The 20,611-nt window shown below is 66.9% G+C and carries 26 protein-coding genes, 2 tRNA genes and 1 pseudogene; 13 read left to right on the top strand and 16 right to left on the bottom strand.

All coding sequences use genetic code 11. The annotated features are described in order from the left end of the window. Nucleotides 1–2: 2 nt before the first annotated feature. Together C457_RS01180 and C457_RS01175 are read right to left on the bottom strand one after the other, a co-directional pair. Nucleotides 3–482: pseudogene (locus C457_RS01180) on the bottom strand (TATA-box-binding protein); the annotation flags it as partial. A 58-nt stretch (nucleotides 483–540) separates the two neighbouring features. Beyond that, entirely contained in the window at nucleotides 541–852 is a 312-nt protein-coding gene (locus C457_RS01175; RefSeq protein WP_008091202.1) for a DUF5658 family protein, read from the bottom strand. Between the two features lie 158 nt (nucleotides 853–1,010). Between C457_RS01175 and C457_RS01170 the strand changes: the two genes are divergently transcribed. Further along, nucleotides 1,011–1,967, top strand: a complete 957-nt coding sequence (locus C457_RS01170) for a methyltransferase domain-containing protein (protein ID WP_008091201.1) — start codon at nucleotides 1,011–1,013, stop codon at nucleotides 1,965–1,967. A gap of 122 nt (nucleotides 1,968–2,089) precedes the next feature. Beyond that, nucleotides 2,090–2,299, top strand: a complete 210-nt coding sequence (locus tag C457_RS01165; RefSeq protein WP_008091199.1) for a hypothetical protein — start codon at nucleotides 2,090–2,092, stop codon at nucleotides 2,297–2,299. An 18-nt stretch (nucleotides 2,300–2,317) separates the two neighbouring features. On the opposite strand, the gene C457_RS01160 is transcribed toward C457_RS01165, so the two are convergent. The 4 genes from C457_RS01160 to C457_RS01145 all read right to left on the bottom strand — a co-directional run bounded on the left by C457_RS01160 (nucleotide 2,318) and on the right by C457_RS01145 (nucleotide 5,004). After that, nucleotides 2,318–2,776: a hypothetical protein gene (locus tag C457_RS01160; protein WP_008091197.1), complete on the bottom strand. Its 459-nt coding sequence runs from the start codon at nucleotides 2,774–2,776 to the stop codon at nucleotides 2,318–2,320. 110 nt (nucleotides 2,777–2,886) lie between these two features. Further along, on the bottom strand, nucleotides 2,887–3,309 hold the full coding sequence (locus C457_RS01155) for a hypothetical protein (RefSeq protein ID WP_008091195.1): 423 nt from the start codon (nucleotides 3,307–3,309) through the stop codon (nucleotides 2,887–2,889). Nucleotides 3,310–3,370: 61 nt separating this feature from the next. Next, the gene (locus C457_RS01150; RefSeq protein ID WP_008091193.1) at nucleotides 3,371–3,979 is read right to left on the bottom strand and encodes a protein sorting system archaetidylserine decarboxylase; all 609 of its coding nucleotides are present in this window, start codon (nucleotides 3,977–3,979) and stop codon (nucleotides 3,371–3,373) included. Beyond that, nucleotides 3,979–5,004 carry an AAA family ATPase gene (locus tag C457_RS01145; RefSeq protein ID WP_008091192.1) on the bottom strand — a complete coding sequence of 342 codons (1,026 nt, stop codon included), beginning with the start codon at nucleotides 5,002–5,004 and terminating at the stop codon, nucleotides 3,979–3,981. The genes C457_RS01150 and C457_RS01145 overlap by 1 nt, the downstream gene beginning before the upstream one ends. Before the next feature lie 141 nt (nucleotides 5,005–5,145). Here C457_RS01145 and rnz point away from each other — a divergent pair, with 141 nt between their 5' ends. Continuing rightward, on the top strand, nucleotides 5,146–6,093 hold the full coding sequence (gene rnz / locus C457_RS01140) for a ribonuclease Z (RefSeq protein WP_008091190.1): 948 nt from the start codon (nucleotides 5,146–5,148) through the stop codon (nucleotides 6,091–6,093). Nucleotides 6,094–6,142: 49 nt separating this feature from the next. After that, on the top strand, nucleotides 6,143–7,021 hold the full coding sequence (locus C457_RS01135) for a PhzF family phenazine biosynthesis protein (protein ID WP_008091188.1): 879 nt from the start codon (nucleotides 6,143–6,145) through the stop codon (nucleotides 7,019–7,021). Between the two features lie 42 nt (nucleotides 7,022–7,063). Here C457_RS01135 and C457_RS01130 read toward each other — a convergent pair whose 3' ends face one another. Beyond that, nucleotides 7,064–7,408: a hypothetical protein gene (locus C457_RS01130; RefSeq protein WP_008091186.1), complete on the bottom strand. Its 345-nt coding sequence runs from the start codon at nucleotides 7,406–7,408 to the stop codon at nucleotides 7,064–7,066. An 8-nt stretch (nucleotides 7,409–7,416) separates the two neighbouring features. Beyond that, the gene (locus C457_RS01125; protein WP_008091184.1) at nucleotides 7,417–8,406 is read right to left on the bottom strand and encodes a prohibitin family protein; all 990 of its coding nucleotides are present in this window, start codon (nucleotides 8,404–8,406) and stop codon (nucleotides 7,417–7,419) included. Nucleotides 8,407–8,581: 175 nt separating this feature from the next. Here C457_RS01125 and C457_RS01120 point away from each other — a divergent pair, with 175 nt between their 5' ends. Next, a complete protein-coding gene (locus C457_RS01120; RefSeq protein ID WP_008091182.1) occupies nucleotides 8,582–10,648 on the top strand; it encodes a DUF460 domain-containing protein in 2,067 nt (688 codons plus the stop codon). A 54-nt stretch (nucleotides 10,649–10,702) separates the two neighbouring features. Here the strand turns inward: C457_RS01120 and C457_RS01115 are convergent, their stop codons facing one another. Further along, nucleotides 10,703–10,891 carry a hypothetical protein gene (locus C457_RS01115; protein ID WP_008091180.1) on the bottom strand — a complete coding sequence of 63 codons (189 nt, stop codon included), beginning with the start codon at nucleotides 10,889–10,891 and terminating at the stop codon, nucleotides 10,703–10,705. Nucleotides 10,892–10,972: 81 nt separating this feature from the next. Further along, a complete protein-coding gene (locus C457_RS01110; protein ID WP_008091179.1) occupies nucleotides 10,973–11,284 on the bottom strand; it encodes a hypothetical protein in 312 nt (103 codons plus the stop codon). A 188-nt stretch (nucleotides 11,285–11,472) separates the two neighbouring features. Between C457_RS01110 and C457_RS01105 the strand changes: the two genes are divergently transcribed. Next, entirely contained in the window at nucleotides 11,473–12,459 is a 987-nt protein-coding gene (locus C457_RS01105; RefSeq protein ID WP_008091178.1) for a tyrosine--tRNA ligase, read from the top strand. A 92-nt stretch (nucleotides 12,460–12,551) separates the two neighbouring features. Continuing rightward, entirely contained in the window at nucleotides 12,552–13,394 is an 843-nt protein-coding gene (locus C457_RS01100; RefSeq protein WP_008091176.1) for an alpha/beta hydrolase, read from the top strand. Nucleotides 13,395–13,418: 24 nt separating this feature from the next. Here the strand turns inward: C457_RS01100 and C457_RS01095 are convergent, their stop codons facing one another. Next, nucleotides 13,419–13,598 (bottom strand): DUF7470 family protein, encoded by a 180-nt coding sequence (locus C457_RS01095; protein ID WP_004973908.1) that lies wholly within the window; start codon nucleotides 13,596–13,598, stop codon nucleotides 13,419–13,421. A gap of 105 nt (nucleotides 13,599–13,703) precedes the next feature. Here C457_RS01095 and eif1A point away from each other — a divergent pair, with 105 nt between their 5' ends. From eif1A to C457_RS01070, 5 genes are all read left to right on the top strand, one after another. Continuing rightward, nucleotides 13,704–13,994, top strand: coding sequence for a translation initiation factor eIF-1A (eif1A, locus tag C457_RS01090; RefSeq protein ID WP_004045248.1), 291 nt, complete (start codon nucleotides 13,704–13,706; stop codon nucleotides 13,992–13,994). 87 nt (nucleotides 13,995–14,081) lie between these two features. Next, nucleotides 14,082–14,942 (top strand): serine/threonine-protein kinase Rio1, encoded by an 861-nt coding sequence (gene rio1 / locus C457_RS01085; protein WP_008091174.1) that lies wholly within the window; start codon nucleotides 14,082–14,084, stop codon nucleotides 14,940–14,942. A gap of 94 nt (nucleotides 14,943–15,036) precedes the next feature. Then, nucleotides 15,037–15,579, top strand: coding sequence for a KH domain-containing protein (locus tag C457_RS01080; RefSeq protein WP_004973911.1), 543 nt, complete (start codon nucleotides 15,037–15,039; stop codon nucleotides 15,577–15,579). Nucleotides 15,580–15,827: 248 nt separating this feature from the next. Beyond that, a complete protein-coding gene (gene thsA / locus C457_RS01075; RefSeq protein ID WP_004973912.1) occupies nucleotides 15,828–17,480 on the top strand; it encodes a thermosome subunit alpha in 1,653 nt (550 codons plus the stop codon). Between the two features lie 307 nt (nucleotides 17,481–17,787). After that, nucleotides 17,788–18,201, top strand: a complete 414-nt coding sequence (locus tag C457_RS01070; protein WP_008091173.1) for an ABC transporter ATP-binding protein/permease — start codon at nucleotides 17,788–17,790, stop codon at nucleotides 18,199–18,201. Between the two features lie 192 nt (nucleotides 18,202–18,393). Here the strand turns inward: C457_RS01070 and C457_RS01065 are convergent, their stop codons facing one another. From C457_RS01065 to C457_RS01045, 5 genes are all read right to left on the bottom strand, one after another. Continuing rightward, nucleotides 18,394–18,597, bottom strand: coding sequence for a hypothetical protein (locus C457_RS01065; RefSeq protein ID WP_008091171.1), 204 nt, complete (start codon nucleotides 18,595–18,597; stop codon nucleotides 18,394–18,396). Between the two features lie 51 nt (nucleotides 18,598–18,648). Next, nucleotides 18,649–18,924: a hypothetical protein gene (locus C457_RS01060; protein WP_008091170.1), complete on the bottom strand. Its 276-nt coding sequence runs from the start codon at nucleotides 18,922–18,924 to the stop codon at nucleotides 18,649–18,651. A gap of 358 nt (nucleotides 18,925–19,282) precedes the next feature. Next, nucleotides 19,283–19,356, bottom strand: a tRNA-Arg gene (locus tag C457_RS01055). A gap of 39 nt (nucleotides 19,357–19,395) precedes the next feature. Continuing rightward, a tRNA-Arg gene (locus tag C457_RS01050) sits at nucleotides 19,396–19,468 on the bottom strand. 57 nt (nucleotides 19,469–19,525) lie between these two features. Then, nucleotides 19,526–19,903 carry a YccF domain-containing protein gene (locus C457_RS01045; RefSeq protein ID WP_004973917.1) on the bottom strand — a complete coding sequence of 126 codons (378 nt, stop codon included), beginning with the start codon at nucleotides 19,901–19,903 and terminating at the stop codon, nucleotides 19,526–19,528. A 137-nt stretch (nucleotides 19,904–20,040) separates the two neighbouring features. Here C457_RS01045 and C457_RS01040 point away from each other — a divergent pair, with 137 nt between their 5' ends. Continuing rightward, nucleotides 20,041–20,610, top strand: a complete 570-nt coding sequence (locus C457_RS01040) for an AAA family ATPase (protein ID WP_008091167.1) — start codon at nucleotides 20,041–20,043, stop codon at nucleotides 20,608–20,610. Nucleotide 20,611: the final 1 nt, after the last annotated feature.

Genomic DNA, 20,611 nt, shown 5'->3' with positions numbered 1-20,611 from the left:
CCCGTGATGACGAGCTTGCCCGACCCGAAGAGAAGCGCGACGACGCTCGGTTCGTCGAGGCGATAGACGAGTCCAGGGAACTGTTCGGGCTCGTACTCGATGTTTTCGAGACCGAGGCCGATGGCGATGGCGTTGAGGTTCAGGTTCTCGCCGAGGTCCGCGCTCGTGACGATGTTCTGGACGGTGATTTCGGGATCGTCGTCGACCGGTATCTGAAGCTCGCGGAGCTTGTCGAAGACGATTTCGAGGCTCTCGTGCACGTCGGCGGTCGACTTCGCGCCGGTGCAGACGATTTTTCCGGACCGGAAGATGAGCGCCGCGGACTTCGGATCTTGGGTGCGGTAGACGAGTCCCGGGAACTGCTCGGGGTCGTAGTCGGCGCCCTCGAGGTCCATCGCCACGCTCTGGAGGTCGAGCTCTTGGCCGATTCCCGTGGAGGCGACGACGTTTTCGATGTTGATTGTGTCCTTGGGGTCGGTCATACAACGATTTAAGTCACGTATTTAAGGTTTAAAAAGATTGGTGCAAGGAATTGACAGCTTACGCGCGGCGACGAATAATCCGGACGTTCCGAACGGTAACGACCGCACCGAGAAGTGTCAAGGAAATGGGAACTGCGAGCCGTGCGACGGCCGGTCTGAGCACCCAGTAGGCGGCGAAGAACAGGGCGACGGAGACGAGTTTTAACACCGCGAACGAGCCGGGTCCGGGGTCGCCGCCCGAGATGAGTCGCACGACTGGATTTCCTTCCTGGACGCCGGCCATCCTGACACCGAGGACGGTCGTGACGTAGTCGCCGAGGCCGTAGGCGAGCGCCGCCGCGCCCCAGAGGATGGCGTCGAGAGAGGCCATGCGGGAGGATTCGGAGCGGCCAGTATAAGTCTCGCCGTCGCCGGATTGTCACGTTCGGCGGCGTCGCCATCGGTCGGAGTGCGCGTCACCGCGCTCGCGGGTGCGACGACGACCGATACCCTCATTTCCGCGGCCCGTCAGGTCCGAGCGTGTACGGATTGGAACTCGCCGGCGAGGAGGACGCCTTCGCCGCCCGCGAGGCCGAGTCGGCCGCGACGGGCGTGACGGTCGTCGCCCCCGGCCTCGCCACCGCCCGCGGCGTCGAACCGGAGCGCGCGAGGCGACTCGCCTACACCCGGCGCGTCGTCGAACTGGTCGGTCGCTGCGACCCCGACATCGACGCCGCGCGCGCCGTCGTCGCGGCCGCGAACATCGACCGCGAAGGAACCGTCGCCGTCCGCGCCCGCGACGTGCGAGGACTCACGGGCATCAGCACGACCGACGCCGAGCGCGAACTCGGGTCGGCGCTCGTCGACCGCGGCTTCGGCGTCGATTTGGACGACCCCGACCACGTGCTTCGGGTCTACTTCTCCGAGGACACCTGTCTCGTCGGCTGGACCACCGTCGAGACCGTCCGCGACTTCGCCGACCGGAAACCGACCGACCGACCGTTCTTCCAGCCGGGGAGCATGGCCCCCGTGGACGCCCGCGCCTTCGTCAACATGGCCGGCGCGGAGCCCGACGCCCGGATTCTGGACCCGATGTGCGGCACCGGCGGCGTCCTCCTCGAAGCGGGCCTCGTCGGCGCCGACGTGGTCGGCGTCGACGCCCAAGCGAAGATGGTCGGCGGCGCGCGTGAGAACCTGCGCCACTACGTCGGCGACGGCGACGTGGTCCGCGGCGACGCCACCGCGCTCCCCCTCCGCGACGACTCGATGGACGGCGCGGTGTTCGACGCCCCCTACGGCCGGCAGTCGAAAATCGCGCGCCACTCGCTTTCGGACCTCGTCGGCGGGGCGCTGGCGGAGGTCCGCCGGGTCGCCCCCGAGTGCGTGATGGTCGCCGACCGGTCGTGGACCGAGGAAGCGGAAGACGCCGGCTGGGAGGTCGAACGGGTGTTCGAACGGCGAGTTCACCGGTCGCTGGTGCGGTACGTGCATCTGCTCCATCGGTAGTCGGAATCGACGGCGGTGCCGGTGGTCGCAGGTCGCGGCCACAACCGCGGTCGTAGTCGCGGTCGACGACCCACTATTCAATCGCGCGACAGGACTATCGTCCGGCGCGTCGAAGCGAAGGCATGTCGCGCACGGTTCGAGAAACCCTCGCCGAGGCGTACGACCCCAACCCGCGAGCGATGGCTATCGTCGCGATGGGGTCGTCGTTCCTGCTGGTGTCGCTCCTGTCGAACCCGGACGTGTCGAACCCGTCCTACCTGTTCGGTCTCGTGGTGGCGGTCCTCTCGCTCGTCGTGTCGGTCGCGATGCTCGCCGTCGAGACGCTCCGGTAGTCGAGGCGACCGAGGCCGCTACAGCTCTTCCTTCTGGAGCGTGAGGTCGCCGTCCGAGCCGACACGCAACATCACGAACTCGTAGTCCTGAATCCGTTCGTCGTACGCCACCTCGCCGTCGACGAGGAGTGTCACGTCGCAGGTCTCGGCGTCGGTCTGTCGGGTGAGCGTCTCCGTCTCGCCCGGCGAGAGTTCCACGTCGTCCTCGCGGCACGCGGGCTTCAACACGACCTCGCCGGAGAAGCCGCCGCTGACCCGCACGCGAACGAGTTCCGACCCTTCGCAGAACTGCGGCCACCCGCACTCGTCCGTGGTGGTCGCGGCCTGCCCGGACTCGGTCGTCTCCGGGTTGGCGGTGGTCGTCGTTGCAGTCTTCGTCTCGGTCTTCGTTTCAGACGAGGACTCGTCTGAGCCACCGACACACCCGGAGAGGAGGGCGAGCGAGCCGAGAGACGCGAGGACACCTCTGCGCTGCATAGATTGTCAAATAGTTGTTGTGTTAAGTGTCTTGTGTGGGGTGCGGTCCGGTCTGCCCGATGAGACCGGCGCGTCCGATTCCGTCGGCGTCGAGGTGCGGGAACTCGGACTCAGAAACTCGGCGACCCGGTGCGCTTGCCCCGTCGATACAAGTAGTACGACAGAAGCGGCACCGAGACGACGAACAGGGGCGAGAACACGCCCCCGACGAAGTGGATCAGTCCCGCGCCGACCCAGAGCCAACTCGGTCGCCACGACACACCCGACCCCCGTACTGCGTGCAGGTCGATACCGAGCAAAATCGTGACCAAGAGACCGACGAGAACGCCGATGAGGTCCACGATAACTACGATAGCGAAGAAACTGAGCATCATCGCTTCGGACCCGAGTCGGCCGAGAGGCACGAATCCCCAGGTAGCCAGGAACATGAGTGCGCCAAGCAGGACCGAAATCGGGAACAGGGCGACGCCGTACCACCACGGCGACGGCGTCCGTGCGGAGGGTTGGGACGGTTCGTGGACTGTGGAGGACATGCCGCCCGCAACGCCGTCTGCGTGTTAATTTCTTGTCATTCAGGCGGGGGAAGTCGGTGCATCACTCCCGCCGCGCCAGTACCGTCTCGCCCGCCCGCACCGACTCGCCCTTCTCGACGATAACGTCCTCGGAGCCGTATTCCGGGGGTAACAGCACGTCCGCCCGGGAGCCGAAGTCGATGTGGCCGAGTTTCTGCCCGCGGACGAGTTCGTCGCCGGGTGCGACGTACGAGTGAATCCGCCGGGCGAACGCCCCGGCGATGAGAGACACCTCGTACTCGCCATCACGTTCGTCCGCAACCTCGATGTCGACGCGCTCGTTTCGGTCGGAGTCCTTCGAGAACGCCGGCTTGTGCGCGCCGGGGCGGTGGGTGACGGTTCGGACCGCGCCGGAGACGGGCGCGCGGTTGACGTGCACGTCGGTGACGTTCATGAACACGCCCACGCGGACGCGGCCGTCCTCGACGCGAATCACGGAGACGTGCCCGTCGGCGGGAGAGACGACGCCCGGTTCGTCGGGCGGCGAGCGTTCGGGGTCACGGAAGAACCAGAGGACGAACGCTCCCACGGCGAGGAGAACGGCCCCGAGCGGCGGGAAGACGAACGACGCGAGCGCCGCGCCGACGAAGGCGGGGAGCGCGAACCGTCGGTAGCCCGGTGCGAACTTCATTATGCCTCGCCGCGGACGTCCGCGCCCCAACTCGTGAGGAGGTGGGTGATGTGCAGGCGGTCGTCGATGCCCGTCGAGATGTCGAGGTCGACCTGCCCCGCGAGTTCGTGCAGGCGGGCGAGTTCGCCGTCGGCGAAGCGCTCGGGGGTCGAGTCAGCGACGCGGAGGATGTCAGCCAGGAGCTCCTGTCCCTCGTAGCCCTCGTCGTCGAGGAGCGTCGTGAGGGTCTTGCGGGCGTCCTTGATGTCGCCCTCGCGGGCGTTGATGAGGAGCGTCTTCAGCTCGTCGTCGAAGCCCACGTCGCCGAGGGCGGCGTGGACCGTGGACATCGTGACCTCGTCGGCCTCGGTGGCCGTCCGCTGGGCCGAGAGGATGGCCTTGCGGACGTTCCCGTTGGACGCGTCCACGAGGAACTGGAGGCCGCCGTCGTCGTAGTCGACGCCCTCCGCGTCGAGGATGTCCGCGAGGAGGGCTTCGAGCGTGTCGTCGTCGGGCGCGGGCATGGGGACCGGGAAACACCGCGAGCGAATCGGCGGGATGAGCTTCGAGGGCTGGCGGGTGGTGATGACGAACTGCGTGGTCCGGTGGTGCTGTTCCATCACGCGGCGGAGCGCCTGCTGGAAGTCCTCGCGGATGGATTCGGCGTTGTCGAGGACGATGGTCTTGTACTCGCCGGACATCGGGGCGTAGCTGGCGGACTCCTTGAGCACGCGGTTTATCATGTCGCGTTTCGCCATGCGACTGCGGCCGTCAAGGAACTGCTCGAACCGCGGGTCGGCGCGAATCTGCTTTTTCGTCCGATTGAAGAAGTCCGCGACGTTGAGTTCGATGAGGTCGTTTTCGGGGTCCGAATGCGCCTCGCGAGCCAGCGCGCGGACGGCGGCGGTCTTGCCGACGCCCGGCGGGCCCTGTACGACGAGGTTCATCGGTTCGTCCACGGCGCGTCGGAGGCGTTCGCGGACCTCCGGCTGTGGGAGGTCTTCGAGCCCCGGCGCGTGCGTCTCGGTCCACAGCGGCGCGTCCATTGGACTCCGGTAGCAGACGGTCGGGTAAGAATCGGTCGGTCCGGGCCGTCGGGCGGACTCGGGTTTCCCGCGGGCGAGCCCCGAGGCCGCGACCGATTCGACGCACGTTTAGTCCCGCCGCTATCATTGTGGTGCATGTCCATGCGCGCGACCTTCCTCGGGACCGGCGGGGCCGTCCCCACCACGGCGCGTGCGCCGAGCGCGTTCCTCGTGAACCGCGACGGCGAGCGCCTGTTGTTCGATTGCGGGGAGGGAACCCAACGCCAGATGATGCGCTACGGGACCGGATTCGGCGTCAGCCACCTGTTCGTCACCCACCTCCACGGCGACCACATCCTCGGCATCCCCGGCCTGATTCAGACGCTCGACTTCAACGACCGCGACGACTCGCTGGCCATCCACGGCCCGCCGGGGAGCAAGCGCCACCTCGAAAAGCTCGTCCACGCGGGCGGCTATCAACCCGGCTTCCACGTCTCCGTCCACGAGGTCCGCCCCGGCAACGTCGCCTACCGCGCCGACGACTACGAGGTCCGCGCGTTCGACACCGAACACCGGACCGCCTCCGTCGGCTACGCCCTCGTCGAAGACGACCGCCCCGGCCGGTTCGACCGCGAGAAGGCCGAGGAACTCGGCGTTCCCGTCGGTCCGGCGTTCGGTCGCCTCCACGCCGGCGAGGACGTGGAACTCGAAGACGGCACGGTCGTGCGCTCCGAGCAGGTCGTCGGCGACCCCCGACCCGGGCGAACCGTCGTCTACACCGGCGACACCCGCCCGCTCGATTCGACCGTCGAAGTCGCCCGCGACGCCGACCTGCTCGTCCACGACGCGACGTTCACCGACGAGGAGGCGGAGCGGGCGAAACAGACCGCGCACTCGACCGCCCGCGAGGCCGCCCGAATCGCCCGCGACGCCGACGTTCGGCGGTTCGCGCTGACGCACATCTCCGCCCGGTACGCCGCCGACCCGAGCCCGCTTCTCGAACAGGCCCGCGAGGTCTACGACGGCGAGGCGTTCGTCGCCGAGGACGGCCAGAAACTGGAGGTTCCGTACGCCGACAGCGACGGCGGCGGAGCCGAGACCGGGGAGTAGTTCGAGGGGCCACAGTACACTTTTCTCCCGCCCGGGCGCATCCGCCGGTGTGCCGCAGAACGCCTTCCACACCGTCGACGTGTTCGCCACGGCGAAGTACGCCGGGAACCAACTCGCCGTCTTCGAGGGGGCGGACGCGCTCGGTTCCGACCAGATGGCCGCGCTCGCCAACGAGATGAACTACTCGGAGACGACGTTCATCGAGGGCGGGTCGCCCGACGATGGCTACGACGTTCGTATCTTCACGCCGGATGGCGAGATTCCGTTCGCCGGACACCCGACGCTCGGGACGGCCGCCGTCCTCCGCGAACACTTCGGCGCGGGCGACGGGGTGACGCTGAACCTCGGCGTCGGTCCGATTTCGGTCGAGGTCCGGTCCGACGGAAGCGACAGCGAGCAGTACTGGATGACGCAGAACGCGCCGACGTTCGGCGCGGAACTCGACCGCGAGACGCTCGCCGAGGTGCTGTCGCTCGACGCGGCCGACTTCGACGCCGACTGGCCGATACAGGTCGTCTCGACCGGTCTCCCGGCGGTGATGATTCCGCTCTGCGACCGCGACGCGCTCGCTCGGAGCGAGGTGTTTACCCCGGCGTACCGGTCGTTCTTCGACGACGTGGGCGTCGAGAACCTCTTTCTGTTCTGTCCGGACCCCCGCGACGACGCGAACGACTTCGCGGCGCGGATGTACGCGCCCGGCCACGGCGTCGCCGAGGACCCCGCGACCGGGAGCGCGAACGGCTGTTTCGCGGGCTATCTCGCCCGCCATCGCTACTTCGGAGACGACGAAATCGAGATCGCGGTCGAGCAGGGCTACGAGATGGGCCGGCCGTCGCACCTCCACCTCGAAGCCGAGGACCGCGGCGACGAGGTGGCGGTCCGCGTCGGCGGGCGCGTCGAGTTCGTCTCGACGGGCAGGCTCGTCTGAGCGGCCGCTGAACGGGCCGTCGAGCCAAAAAGCGAGGTCGGGTCAGTCGCGGTGGGCGTCGCAGACCGGGTTCTCGCCGTCGTCGAGGAGGACGACGGGGACCCCGAGGACGACCCACTCGCGGACGTAGCGCCGGCGCGCCGTCGCGGGCGACCCGCACTCGACGCAGGCGACGTCCGCGGACTCGACGGCCGACTCGATGATTCTCGTCCGCGGGCCGACGGCCGTCCGCGGATACGCCGGGCGCTTGGACAGGAGCGCCACGAGCGCCGCGACGACCGCGAGGCCGACGACCGGCAGGACGAACCGGCCGACACCGGAGCGGGCGAGGACGCCGACGATGACGAGTAACACGACCGCGGCGGCCAGTTCACGGAGGAGACGCATCGACGGCGTCAGTTGCTCGTCTCGTTTTCGGAGCCGGACGAGGTCGACGACCTCGACGACGCCGAGGTAGTGTCCGACGACGAACCGGCGGACGAACCCGACGAGGACGACCCGTCACTATCGAGCGACCGGACGAACTGCGGGTAGCCGCCGTCGCCGACCGGGATGTAGACGGTGTCCGTCTCGTCGAGTTTCTCGATGTACTTCTGGGCCAGCACCTCGTCGGACAGCGACTCCGCGAGGATGCGGTTGGCGTCCGCCTGCCCCTGCGCCTCGATGCGCTTGCGCTCGGCTTCGAGTTCCTCGACGGCGAGTTCGTCCTGCTTCTGCTGGCGGCGCTGTTCGGTGATTTCCTTCTGTTCGACCGCCTGCGCGTACTCGGCGGGGAGTTCGACGTTGCGGACCTGCACCGCTTCAAGGATGAGGCCGTCGTCGGCGAACTCCTCGGCGAGTTCACGCTCGGCGGCGGCCTTCAACTGGGTCTGACCCTCGCCGGTGTAGATGACGGTGACGGGCAGTCGGCCCGCTTCGGTCCGGAGCACCGACCGAATCGACGGGCGAATCAGGCGCTCTTCGGCGGTGGCGAGCGTCCGGTAGTTGCGGTAGAACTCGACCGCCTGTCCGGCGTCGATTCGGTAGCGGACGGTCACGTCGATGTCCGTCCGGAGGCCGTCTTCGGTCAGGACGGTGATGGCGTCGTCGCCGCGCCTGTCGCCTTCGCTCGTCGACGACGACATCGTGTACGACTGCGGTCGCACCGACAGCGACGAGGTCGACTGCGAGACGGGGTTGACGAAGTGCGCGCCGGGTTCGAAGACGGTGCCGGTGGTCGCGCCCCACTTCTTGACCACCTTGACGTTCCCTTCCTCGACGGGTTCCCACGCGAGGAGCCCGGCGATTGGGGCGGCGATAAGGAGGAGGGCGACGACACCGATGAGGGCGATGCGCGTCAGCGACCGGGAGGTCACCGACGGCGGGTCGGGGATGTCAGAACTCATCACTCTACTTTCAAATAGCCGAAACTTGTTTGTTTCGTGTCAATCGCGGGTCGCGGCGGCGGTGTCGTCGGTGGCAACGGCGTCGTCGGCCGAGACGGGCAAACGCGACACCCGAGGCGAGTCGGTATCCGCAACCGGCGTGGAGTATATATTCGGCGCGACCCTAGTCGCCGTCGTGAACGACCGGACGAGTGCGCTCGACTCGGTCGTCTTCGGCGTCGACATCCAGAGCGGCGATATCCGCGGCGACTCGCCGTCGTACGCGCTGGTCGTGTTGGACACCCGAGACACCGAGTCAGACGAGGTCCGAATCGAACGAGACGTGGTCTCCTTCCGCAAGTTACGCCGCCTCATCGAGCGCGACGAACCGCGCGTCGTCGCCACGGACAACATGTACGAGTTGGCGACCGACAAGGACGATTTAGTCCGCTTCCTGCGGTGGCTCCCCCACGAGACGCAGTTGGTGCAAGTGACCGGCGCGGAGCGACCGGAACCGCTCTCGCGGGTCGCCTCGCGCCACGGCGTCCCCTACGGCAAAGACCCGATGAAGGAGGCCGAAGCCGCGGCCCGGCTCGCCCTCGCCAACGTCGGCTACGAGGTCGCCGCATTCGAGAACACGACGACCGTGAAGGTCTCTCGCGGCCGCTCGACCGGTAAGGGCGGGTGGAGTCAGGACCGCTACACGCGCCGCATCCACGGGTCGGTCAAACAGCAGTCCCGCGAGGTCGAGTCCTCGCTGAAGGAGGCCAACCTCGACTACGAACGGGACGTGACCGAGAAGTACGGCGGCTACTCGCAGGCGCTGTTTACCGTCGAAGCGCGGCCCGAGGACATCCCCGTGTCGACCCACCGCTCGGGCGACACCCGCGTCGAAATCGAGCGCGAGCGCCGCGACGGCATCGAGTTCGAACCGCTCGTGAAGCGCCGCGACCGCGTCATCGTCGGCATCGACCCCGGCACGACCACCGCCGTCGCCGTCGTCGGCCTCGACGGGCGCGTCCTCGACGTGCACTCGACGCGAACCGCCGATACCGCCGCCGTCATCGAGTGGCTCATCGAGCGCGGGCGACCGAGTCTCGTCGCCGCCGACGTGCAGCCGATGCCCGAGACGGTCGAGAAGTTCCGGCGAAGCTTCGACGCCGCCGGCTGGGCTCCCGCGAGCGACATCCCCGTCGACGAAAAACTCCACCGGACCCGCGACATCGACTACGACAACGACCACGAGCGCGACGCCCTCGCGGCGGCGCTGTTCGCCTTCGACGCCCACGAAGACCAGTTCGAGCGCATCTCCCGGAAGGTGCCCGCCGACGTGGACCGCGAGGAGGTCATCGCCCGCGTCCTCGCCAGCGAGGAGTCGGTCGAGGCCGTTCTCCGCGAGATGGCCGACGACGGCGACGGGGGCGACCCCGACGACGCCGACGAGGAGGCTCACGAGGAACCCGAACTCACGCCCGAAGAACGCGAGATTCGGGAGTTGCGGTCGCGGGTCGAGCGCCTCGAATCGCACGTCGAGGACCTGAAGTCGACCATCGAGGAGAAAGACGAGACCATCGAGGAGTACAAGGAGGAACTCTCCGACGCCCGCCGCGAGGAGCGTCGCGAGGCCCGCGAGCGCCGCGAAGTTACCCGACTGGAACGCGAGAACGGTCGGTTAGAGCGGAAAGTCGAATCGCTCGAATCCGACAAGGCGGAGCTCGCAGACAAGCTCGACCAGCTGAAGTCGCTGTGGAAGCTCGACCACTCGAACTTCGCGGACGTGAACACGAACGGGATTCTCACGAGCGACAGCGAGTGGGAAGTCGCCGGAAGAGAGAGCGAAGCGAACGAATCCGGCGGAAATCTCGTGCCCGTCAAAATCGTCGAGCAGTTCACCAACGGCGCGCTCGACCACACCGTCGAGGAGTACGGCATCGCCGCGGGCGACGTGGTCTACCTCCGCGACGCCAGCGGGGCCGGACGAACCACCGCCGAGCGACTCGCCGAGTTCGACCCCAAGGTCGTCCTCCGGTCGGGCAACCTCTCGGAGGTCGCGGACGAGGTGCTGTTCGAGGCCGATATTCCGGTCGCACCGGCCGACGGCGTGACGATTCAGGAGATAGACGAACTCGCCGTGGCGAAGGAGTCCGAGGTGGCCGCCGCCATCGACGACTGGAAGGAGCGCGCCGAAGAGCGACAGAAGGAACAGCGCGAGGAGATGGTTGACCAGATTATCTCCGAACACCGCGCCGAGAACCGGCGGTGACCGGCCGAAAGTGAGACGCGTGGGCGGACCTCATTCGCGGTTTCGCTCCCGCGGTCACGCTCGAACGAGCGAGACGACCAACAGGAAACCGATAGCCAACGCGGCGCCGCCCGAGACGAGACGGATGACGTTGTCGAGGTAGACACCGGACACACTCGAGGAGACGAGGTACGTGAGGAGAGCGAGAAACAGCGAGATGACCACGAGCCATCGACGAATCGGGTTCGCGTCGTCGGAGAGCATACCGACGGGATGCGCGGCTGTTCGTAAATCGGTTCTGGCACCACTGAAGACGGTGACGAGAGCCGCGGCCGCCGAGGGTCGTCACTCCGCGGTCGCGTCGTGGCCGACGACGACGGCGACCACGAAGTACAGCGCCGCGCCGACGAGCGGCACGAAGAAAGCCAAGGCGGCCCAGAACGTCGCGTTTCGCCCCTTGAACGTCGCGTCCTTGTGGACCCGATAAGGGAGGTAGATGTGGAACGCGAGGAAGTAGACCGCGAAGCCGAGGATGTACGGGAGGAGGTCACCGCCGCGGACCGACGCCCACATGGCCGCGAGCAGACCGAAGACGACGAGGATGAGCGCGGCGAAGATGATGACGGGCGCACGCGTCGTGTTTCCTGAGTCGGACATCACCCGGAGTTGGGACCGGTACGTGTTGTCCGTTTCGCCCGCGCGCGGCGTTTCAGAGGGAGTATCGTAGCCGGCCGGCCGATTTGCGACGCCGGGTGGCGAGGGGGCGGTTCTCACGAGGGACGCGACACGTTTCTGCGGTAATCCCTATCAGAAGTCATATCCCACATCCCCGACACCGAACAGGTATGGACGCATACGACCTGATCACTCGGAACGCCTCCGAAGTGGTCACGGAGGACGAAGTGCGCGCGCTGGCCGACGACCCCGAGGGCAAGCGAGCGTACGTGGGCTACGAGCCCTCCGGCGTCCTCCACATCGGTCACATGCTCACCGCCAACAAGCTCATCGACCTCCAAGAGGCGGGCTTCGAGGTAGTCGTGCTGCTGGCCGACGTACACGCCTACCTCAACGGCAAGGGCACCTTCGAGGAGATTCGCGAGACGGCCGAGCGGATGAAAGCGCAGTTCATCGCCTACGGCCTCGACGAGAGCCAGACGGAGTTCGTCCTCGGCTCGGAGTACCAGCTCGACGAGAGCTACGTCCTCGACCTGCACGCGCTCGAACTGGAGACGACTCTCTCGCGCGCCGAGCGCGCCATGGCCGAAATCAAAAGCGGCGACGGCGTCACCGTCGCGCAGGCGGTCTACCCCATCATGCAGGCGCTCGACATCGTCTACCTCGACGTGGACCTCGCCATCGGCGGGATGGAACAGCGCAAGGTCCACATGCTCGCCCGCGACACGCTCCCGAGCATCGGCGAGGAGTCGCCGACCTGCATGCACACGCCGCTCATCGCGGACCTCGGCACGGGCATCGGCAAGATGTCCTCCTCCGAGGGCGTCACCATCTCGATGGAGGACTCCACCGAGGACATCGAAGACAAGGTCAACGGCGCGTTCTGCCCGCCGACGGCCGACCCCGACCCGACCGAGGAGGGCGAGGAACGCGAGAACCCCGTCCTCCAAATCTTCGAGTACCACGTCTTCCCGCGCTTCCAGCGGGTCGTCGTCGAGCGCCCCGAGCAGTACGGCGGGAACCTCGAATACGACGACTACGAGACGCTGGAGGCCGACCTCGAATCCGGCGAACTCCACCCCGCCGACGCGAAGGGCGCGCTCGCGAACTACCTCGACGAACTCATCGAGCCGGGTCGCGCGAAGATAGCCGAGTAATCGCCGCGCCCCGCCGGTAGTTCACCCCTTCTCGACGACCCGCTACTCGCCGTCTCCCAAACCGATAGAAGCTGCCGACCCGACGACTCGGTATGCCCCGCCCTTCCGACGTTCTCGTTCATCGAAACCGAACCGTCGCAGACCGCGAGGAGCGCACGCTGACCGCGGACGTGTACTGCCCCGAATCGCCCGCAGCGACCGAGATAGCCGAAACGACAGCGTCGCCGGCGGCCGAGGCGTCCCGCCCGCTCGTCGTCTTCGTCTACGGCGGCGCGTGGGAGACCGGCTCCACCGGCCAGTTCGCCCGCTGGGCGCTCGACGCCGCCGACAAGGGGTTCGTCGCGGCCGAGGTGTCGTACCGACTGGGCCACGAAGCGCCGTTCCCCGCGCAAATCGAAGACGTGTGCGAGGGTATCGACTGGGTCGTCGACCGCGCCGACGAGTTCGGTATCGACCCGGACGCCGTCGCCGTCGTCGGCCACTCCGCGGGGGCGCACCTCGCGTTGCTGGCGGCGCTTTCGGACGGTGACGAGTTCGGGCGGCGGACCGGAATCGACGCCGCTGTCGGCGTCTCCGGCGTCTACGACCTCCGAGCCGACGACCACGAGCGCGCCGGGGAGTCGCTGCCGCTGTTCGATGGCCGACCGTCGGCCGCCGAGTTGCGTCGGTGTTCGCCGATTACCGATGTCGATGGCGACCCCGACTCAGGGGTCGCCCCCAACGCCGACGCGCCGCCGACGCTGTTGCTCCACGGGAGCGAGGATTCGGTCGTCGCGCCGGACCAGAGTGCACGACTGGCGGACGCGCTCGACGCGGTCGGGGCTACGGTCGAATACGACAGGGTCAGTGCGGCCGACCACGTCTTCCTCCACTCGTCGTACCACTATCCCGCAGTCAGAAAGCGAGTGTTCTCGTTCCTCCGCGAATCGCTGTGAGCAGAGTCGGGATTCGGCGGGTCGTCAGGCCATGCCGAACATCTTCATCACGCCCTCGGCGAGACCGCTGGCGACGAGACCGAGGCCGGCGACGACGAACGCGAGCCCCGCCGCGACGACGGGTGCCTGATAGGCGACGATACCGATACCCAAGAGCAGCGAGACGACGCCGGCGATACCCTTCGTGCCGAGTTTGTCGAGCATACCACGACGGCGTTTCGGGACCGCCCTAAACGCGTCGTTCCGTCCGACGCTTCCTACCGGTCGAACGTCGGCGGATTTAACCATGCTCACGTCGAACGCTCGCGCATGAGCGACGACGAGAACGAGAGCCGCCGAGACCTTCGAATGCCGAACGACGACGAAGTGTTCGCCGTCGTGACGAACATGCTCGGGGCCAATCGTATTCGCGTCCGCTGTGCCGACGGCGTCGAGCGGACCGCTCGCATTCCCGGACGGATGCAGAAGCGAATCTGGATTCGAGAAGACGACGTGGTGCTCGTCGAACCGTGGGACTGGCAGGACGAGAAGGCCGACGTGAGCTGGCGCTACGAGAAGTCCGAAGCCGACCAACTCCGCCGCGAAGGCCACATCCAGTAACGCGTTCGAGCGCGCCGATTGGTTAGCGAGCGACACCGAAACCGGAGCCTGTGCCCTTTTCATCTCGCCTCTCGTAGCCCTAGTCCAATGACTGACGAGTTCGGCATGGTCGAACCCCAAGAGGGCGAGGCGTTCGGCGACGAGTGGGAGGAGATAGACGTCTCCGACGACGAGGCGGACCGCATCGCGCGCCGCAAGGACCGCGACTTCGACGAGTTCCGGATACGGTTGAAGGACGCCGACCAGTTCAAAGTCGAACAGTCGGTGTTCGACGACGCGACCTTCGCCGCCATCTACAAACTCGTCCAAGACGGGTACATCGACGCGTTCGGCGGGCCGATTTCGACCGGGAAGGAGGCCAACGTCTTCGAGGCGCTCGGCGGCGACGACTCGGACGTGGCGGTCAAGATATACCGCATCAACGCCTCCGACTTCCGGCACATGCGCGACTATCTCGAAGGCGACCCGCGCTTCGAGAACATCGGCCACGACAAGGGGCAGGTCGTCCGCGCGTGGGTCAGAAAGGAGTTCGCCAACCTCGAACGCGCCCAGCGCGCCGGCGTGCGCGTGCCGAAGCCTATCGCAGTCCAGCGGAACGTCCTCGTCATGGAACTCGTCGGCGTCGTCGACGACCGAGCGCGCCGCCTCTCGGAGGTTCGCGTCGAGAACCCCCAGACCGCCTACGAGGTCGTCCGCGAGTACATGCGCCGACTCCACCGCGCCGGCCTCGTCCACGGCGACCTCTCGGAGTACAACCTCATCATCCACGAGGGCGAACTCGTCGTCATCGACCTCGGACAGGCGGTGACGGTCCACCACCCCAACGCCGAGGAGTTCCTCCGGCGGGACTGCCGCAACGTGGCCAACTTCTTCCGGCGGCAGGGTGCCGACGCCGACGGCGACTCGCTGTTCGAGTTCGTCACGGCCGACGAAGACGAGAGCGAGTAGAGACGCGAACCCGCCGCGAGGCGGGGTGTGCGACCGAGACACGCGGCGACCCGCCGAGCGAACGCTTAAACCACTCCGACGGGTATCGGGAGATATGCAGCACGTCAAGGTGCCGCAGGACCGTATCGGTGTTCTCATCGGCGAAGGTGGCTCGACGCTCCGAGAGATAGAGAGTCGCGCGGAAGTCCGACTCGACGTGGACTCGGAGAACGGAAGCGTCGCCATCGACAGCGTCGGCGACCCCGTACTCGGCATGGTCGCCCCCGACGTGGTTCGAGCGGTCGGCCGCGGCTTCGCCCCGGAGGACGCGATGGCGCTCCTCGACGACGACATGATGATGTTCGAACTCATCGAGATAGACCGGCACACCCGAAACAAAAACGACATGCGGCGGCAGAAGGGCCGCCTCATCGGCGAGAACGGCCGCACCCGCGAACTCATGGAAGAGCTGACCGGCGCGGACGTGGTCATCTACGGCTCGACGCTCGGCATCATCGGCCAGCCCGAGGAGGTCGAAGTCGTCCGTCGGGCCGTCGAGATGATTCTCGACGGCGCGCCCCACGGCGCGGTGTACTCCTTCCTCGAACGGAAGCACAACGACCTGACCCAGGGTTTCAACGTCCGGCAGAACAACTGAGACGCCACCGCCGACGAGTCCACCGCCGACACGGCACTCGCCCGCATCGTCTTTTCACCGCACTCGCTTCGAGACTGACGAGACCGCCCACCGAGAACCACACATAAACCCGCGTAATCGTCCGCCGTCCCCGAGTCTCGACCACCCCACCGTGTTGCGTTTTGGCATACCAATAAACGAAGCTTTTTTATAGAATCACAAACAATCAGGCGATGACTATGAGCCAGCGAATGCAGCAGGGTCAGCCCATGATCATTCTGGGCGAGGACTCGCAGCGCACATCCGGTCAGGATGCGCAGTCGATGAACATCACGGCCGGGAAGGCCGTCGCAGAGGCCGTACGCACGACGCTCGGCCCCAAAGGGATGGACAAGATGCTCGTCGACTCCGGCGGGCAGGTCGTCGTCACGAACGACGGCGTCACCATCCTCAAGGAGATGGACATCGACCACCCCGCGGCCAACATGATCGTCGAAGTCTCCGAGACCCAGGAGGACGAGGTCGGAGACGGCACGACGACGGCCGTCATCATCGCCGGTGAACTCCTCGACCAGGCCGAGGAGCTCCTCGAATCGGACGTCCACGCGACGACCATCGCGCAGGGCTACCGCCAGGCCGCCGAGAAGGCCAAGGAAGTCCTCGAGGACAACGCCATCGAGGTCACGGAGGACGACCGCGAGACCCTCACGAAGATCGCCGCAACGGCGATGACCGGTAAGGGCGCGGAGTCCGCGAAGGACCTGCTCTCCGAACTCGTCGTCGACGCCGTGCTGGCCGTCAAGGACGACGACGGCATCGACACGAACAACGTCTCCATCGAGAAGGTCGTCGGCGGCACCATCGACAACTCCGAACTCGTCGAGGGCGTCATCGTCGACAAGGAACGCGTCGACGAGAACATGCCCTACGCCGTCGAGGACGCGAACATCGCCATCCTCGACGACGCGCTGGAAGTCCGCGAGACCGAAATCGACGCAGAAGTCAACGTCACGGACCCCGACCAGCTTCAGCAGTTCCTCGACCAGGAAGAAAAGCAGCTGAAAGAGATGGTCGACCAACTCGTCGAGGTCGGCGCTGACGCCGTCTTCGTCGGTGACGGCATCGACGACATGGCGCAGCACTACCTCGCGAAGGAGGGCATCCTCGCGGTCCGCCGTACGAAGTCCTCCGACCTCAAGCGTCTCGCCCGCGCGACGGGCGGCCGCGTCGTCAGCAGTCTCGACGACATCGAGGCCGACGACCTCGGCTTCGCCGGCTCCGTCGGTCAGAAGGACGTCGGCGGCGACGAGCGCATCTTCGTCGAGGACGTCGAGGACGCGAAATCCGTCACGCTCATCCTCCGCGGCGGCACGGAACACGTCGTCGACGAGCTCGAGCGCGCCATCGAGGACTCTCTCGGCGTCGTCCGCACGACGCTCGAAGACGGCAAGGTTCTCCCCGGCGGCGGCGCTCCCGAGACGGAGCTCTCCCTGCAGCTCCGCGAGTTCGCCGACTCCGTCGGCGGCCGCGAGCAGCTCGCCGTCGAGGCGTTCGCCGAGGCGCTGGACATCATCCCGCGCACCCTCGCCGAGAATGCCGGTCTCGACCCCATCGACTCCCTCGTCGACCTGCGCTCGCGCCACGACGGCGGCGAGTTCGCAGCCGGCCTCGACGCCTACACGGGCGAGGTCATCGACATGGAAGAAGAGGGCGTCGTGGAGCCCCTCCGCGTCAAGACCCAGGCTATCGAGTCCGCGACCGAAGCCGCCGTCATGATTCTCCGCATCGACGACGTCATCGCCGCTGGCGACCTCTCCGGTGGCCAGACCGGCGGCGACGACGACGAAGGCGGCGCGCCCGGCGGCATGGGCGGCGGCATGGGTGGCATGGGCGGTATGGGCGGCATGGGCGGCGCAATGTGAGCGCCCCAGTAGGCCACTACACACCCACACCCTGACCTTCGCATCGACTCGAATCGTCGGCCGAATTCACGCTGTTTTTTGCGGATTCACGTCCGTTAGCATCTGCTTTGTCCGCTCGCGCGGCGATTGGGACGCCGTTAATCGAGCGCCCGCATCGCATCGTCACCAGACACCGCGAAACGGTCGGTGTATCGGCAACCGATTCGTTGCTGAAGTTGACAAATATCTATAAAACGTCCGGAATAGTTCGTGAACCGCCGGTGTTCGTCTCTATACTTATCTCCCGCGACGGCATCTGTCAGGGTGTATGTCCCCTCCCGAGTCCTCGGCGGACGCCGCCGCCTCGGACGCGACCACACCCACGAATCGGCCGCCGTTTCTCGCCGTCGTCGCGCCTCGGCTCTCCGAGGCGGCGGCGCTCGCGACGACGCTCCTCCCCGGTGTCGGCTTAGTAGTCCGCGCGCCCCGTAGTGCCTCCCCGTCGAACCTCCGCGCTACCCTCGCCGCGATGCGGCGGGCCGACGCCCCGCTCGTCGTAGCGACCGATAGCGCGGCCGCCGTCCGCGACGCCGACCGGGTCCACGTCGCCGACGGCGGCGTCGTCGTGGAGTCGGGCGCGCCGAGCGATCTCCTCGCGGTCCCCGGCGTCTACGCCCGGCGCTACGGTACCGAACTCGGCGCGAACTTCGCCGGCCCGGGAAAAGACGTCGACGACGAGTGACGGGCCGGCCGACGCTCGGTCCTCCGGTTCGCCCCAACGTTCACCACCGCTCCCGTGGTAGCGGTACGTATGGGAGACAGGGCGTGTTACCGCGAGTTCTGTCCGGACTGCGACGTGCCGGTGACTATCGTCGACGACGAGTGTCCCGAGTGCGGCCGGGAACTGTCGCTCGTCTGAGAGACGGCGACGGCGTCACTCGGACACTCGCGTGTCGATGTGGTGGACCGCGTGCGGAGAGAGATACCGGCCGCCCGGCACCTCGACCCAGCCGTTGACGAGCACGCGGACCGGTCCCTCGTGCAGCACGGACTCCATCTCGGCGTTGCCGTAGACGACCGCGCTGTCTATCGTCTGTTCGAACCGACCTCCGAACGGGGAGTCGGACGCGAAAACCATACAAGAGACAACTCGCCGTCACGTAATGAGAATAACGGCGAATCGCGGCGTTCACGACGACTCGGAAGCGTCTGCACCCGCACGACGAGCGAGGAAATCGACTAGCGCCGAGACCACGAGCAGAGCCGCGACGAGGTGGAGGCCGCGGGAGACGTCCAGTCCGAGCGACGCCGCGATGCCGAATCTGTCGATGACGTAGAGCGTCGCGGCGACGAGTCCCAGACTACCGAACAGGGGTCTCGCGAATCGGCCGTCGAGGCTCGTCGCGAAATTGTAGGCGGCGACGCCGAAGACGACCGCCGCGGCGACGATGCCGAGAACGTCCATGGGAAGTGTATCGTACCTCCCGACCAAGAAGATGTTGTCTTTCTAACTCGACTGGCCAACGACTACCCGGGAGCAGGCTCCGATAGTCGCCGAGAACAGAGACAGTTTAGGGCTGGAGAAGGCGAGACCGCCGACGCTGTCGCTCGGCGGACAGTCACAGCAAAAGAGCGCGACGACCAACCAAAAGAGCGCGACGGGATTNGTTTAGGGCTGGAGAAGGCGAGACCGCCGACGCTGTCGCTCGGCGGACAGTCACAGCAAAAGAGCGCGACGACCAACCAAAAGAGCGCGACGGGATTGAGCAAACGCGAAGCGTTTGCGATGTCCGTCGCGCGAGCGAGGAGCCGAAGGCGACGAGCGAGCGCGACGGGATTCGAACCCGCGACCATCGGATTAGAAGTCCGACGCTCTGTCCGACTGAGCTACGCGCCCTCGATGCCCACAAACCGGCCCTGCAAGAAAAACGAATCNGAGCGCGACGGGATTCGAACCCGCGACCATCGGATTAGAAGTCCGACGCTCTGTCCGACTGAGCTACGCGCCCTCGATGCCCACAAACCGGCCCTGCAAGAAAAACGAATCGGGTTCTACCCGTCCCGACCTACCCGTCGAACCGGTACAGCGACGTGACCGCCGGGAGCCGGTTGAGCATCCAGATGCCGACCGGGAGGCCGATGATGGTGAGCGTGAACAGCACCGCCACGTTCGCCCAGACCCAACTCAGCCACCAGCCGACGAAGACGAAGTAGACGGCTCGAACGACGACCGACCGCTGGCCGCGGCCCGAGTCGGGGTCGAGTCGGGTTTTCGGCTCTTTCAACGAGAGCACCGTCGGAACGAGGTTGATGAGCGCGACGCCGAGCGGGATACCGATAACGGTCGCGTTCAGGAACCACGCGACGTTGACGACGGCCGGCGTCGCCCACCAGCCGACGAAGACGAACCAGATGGCGCGGACGACGAACGAGCGCTGAGACATACGCGTAGTACGCGGGCCGAGGCGAAAAGCGACGGGGTGCCGGGGTGCGCCGAGTCGGCGACGAGAGAGCGGCGAAACCCGCCACCCGAAGCGACGTGAAGGGAGGCTTTAACAGCGCCAACGCGGTAACACCGGCTATGAGAGTCATCGGGACGGTCGGCCTGCCGGGAAGCGGCAAGGGCGAACTCGCCGAGGTGGCCCGCGAAGCGGGCGTGCCCGTGGTGACGATGGGCGACGTCATCCGCGAGGAGTGTCGCCGCCGCGGGCTCGACCCCGCGACGGACCACGGGAAGATAGCGACCGCGCTCCGCGAGGAAGACGGCGACGACGCCATCGCCGCGCGGTCCCTGCCGATGGTCGAAGAGCACCTCGAATCGAACGACGCGGTGCTCGTCGACGGGCTTCGATCGGGCGTCGAACTCGACCGCTTCCGCGAGGCGTTCGGCGACGACTTCGTCCTCGTGAGCGTCGAAGCGCCGTTCGAGACGCGCGCCGCGCGCCTGCTCGACCGCGACCGCGACGACAGCGACACCGACGTGGAGGCGCTGAAAAAGCGCGAGCGCCGCGAACTCGACTTCGGCATGGGCGACGCGATGGACCGCGCCGACGTGGTCATCCAGAACACCGGCACGCTGGCGGAATACCGCGAGACCATCACGAAACTGTTCGAAGAGGGGCCCGAGGCGGTCGCGGAGGCCGACGCGTGAG

The sequence above is a fragment of the Haloferax prahovense DSM 18310 genome, assembly GCF_000336815.1.
Classification (GTDB): Archaea; Halobacteriota; Halobacteria; order Halobacteriales; family Haloferacaceae; genus Haloferax; species Haloferax prahovense.
This window is presented reverse-complemented; position numbering and strand designations above follow the sequence as displayed.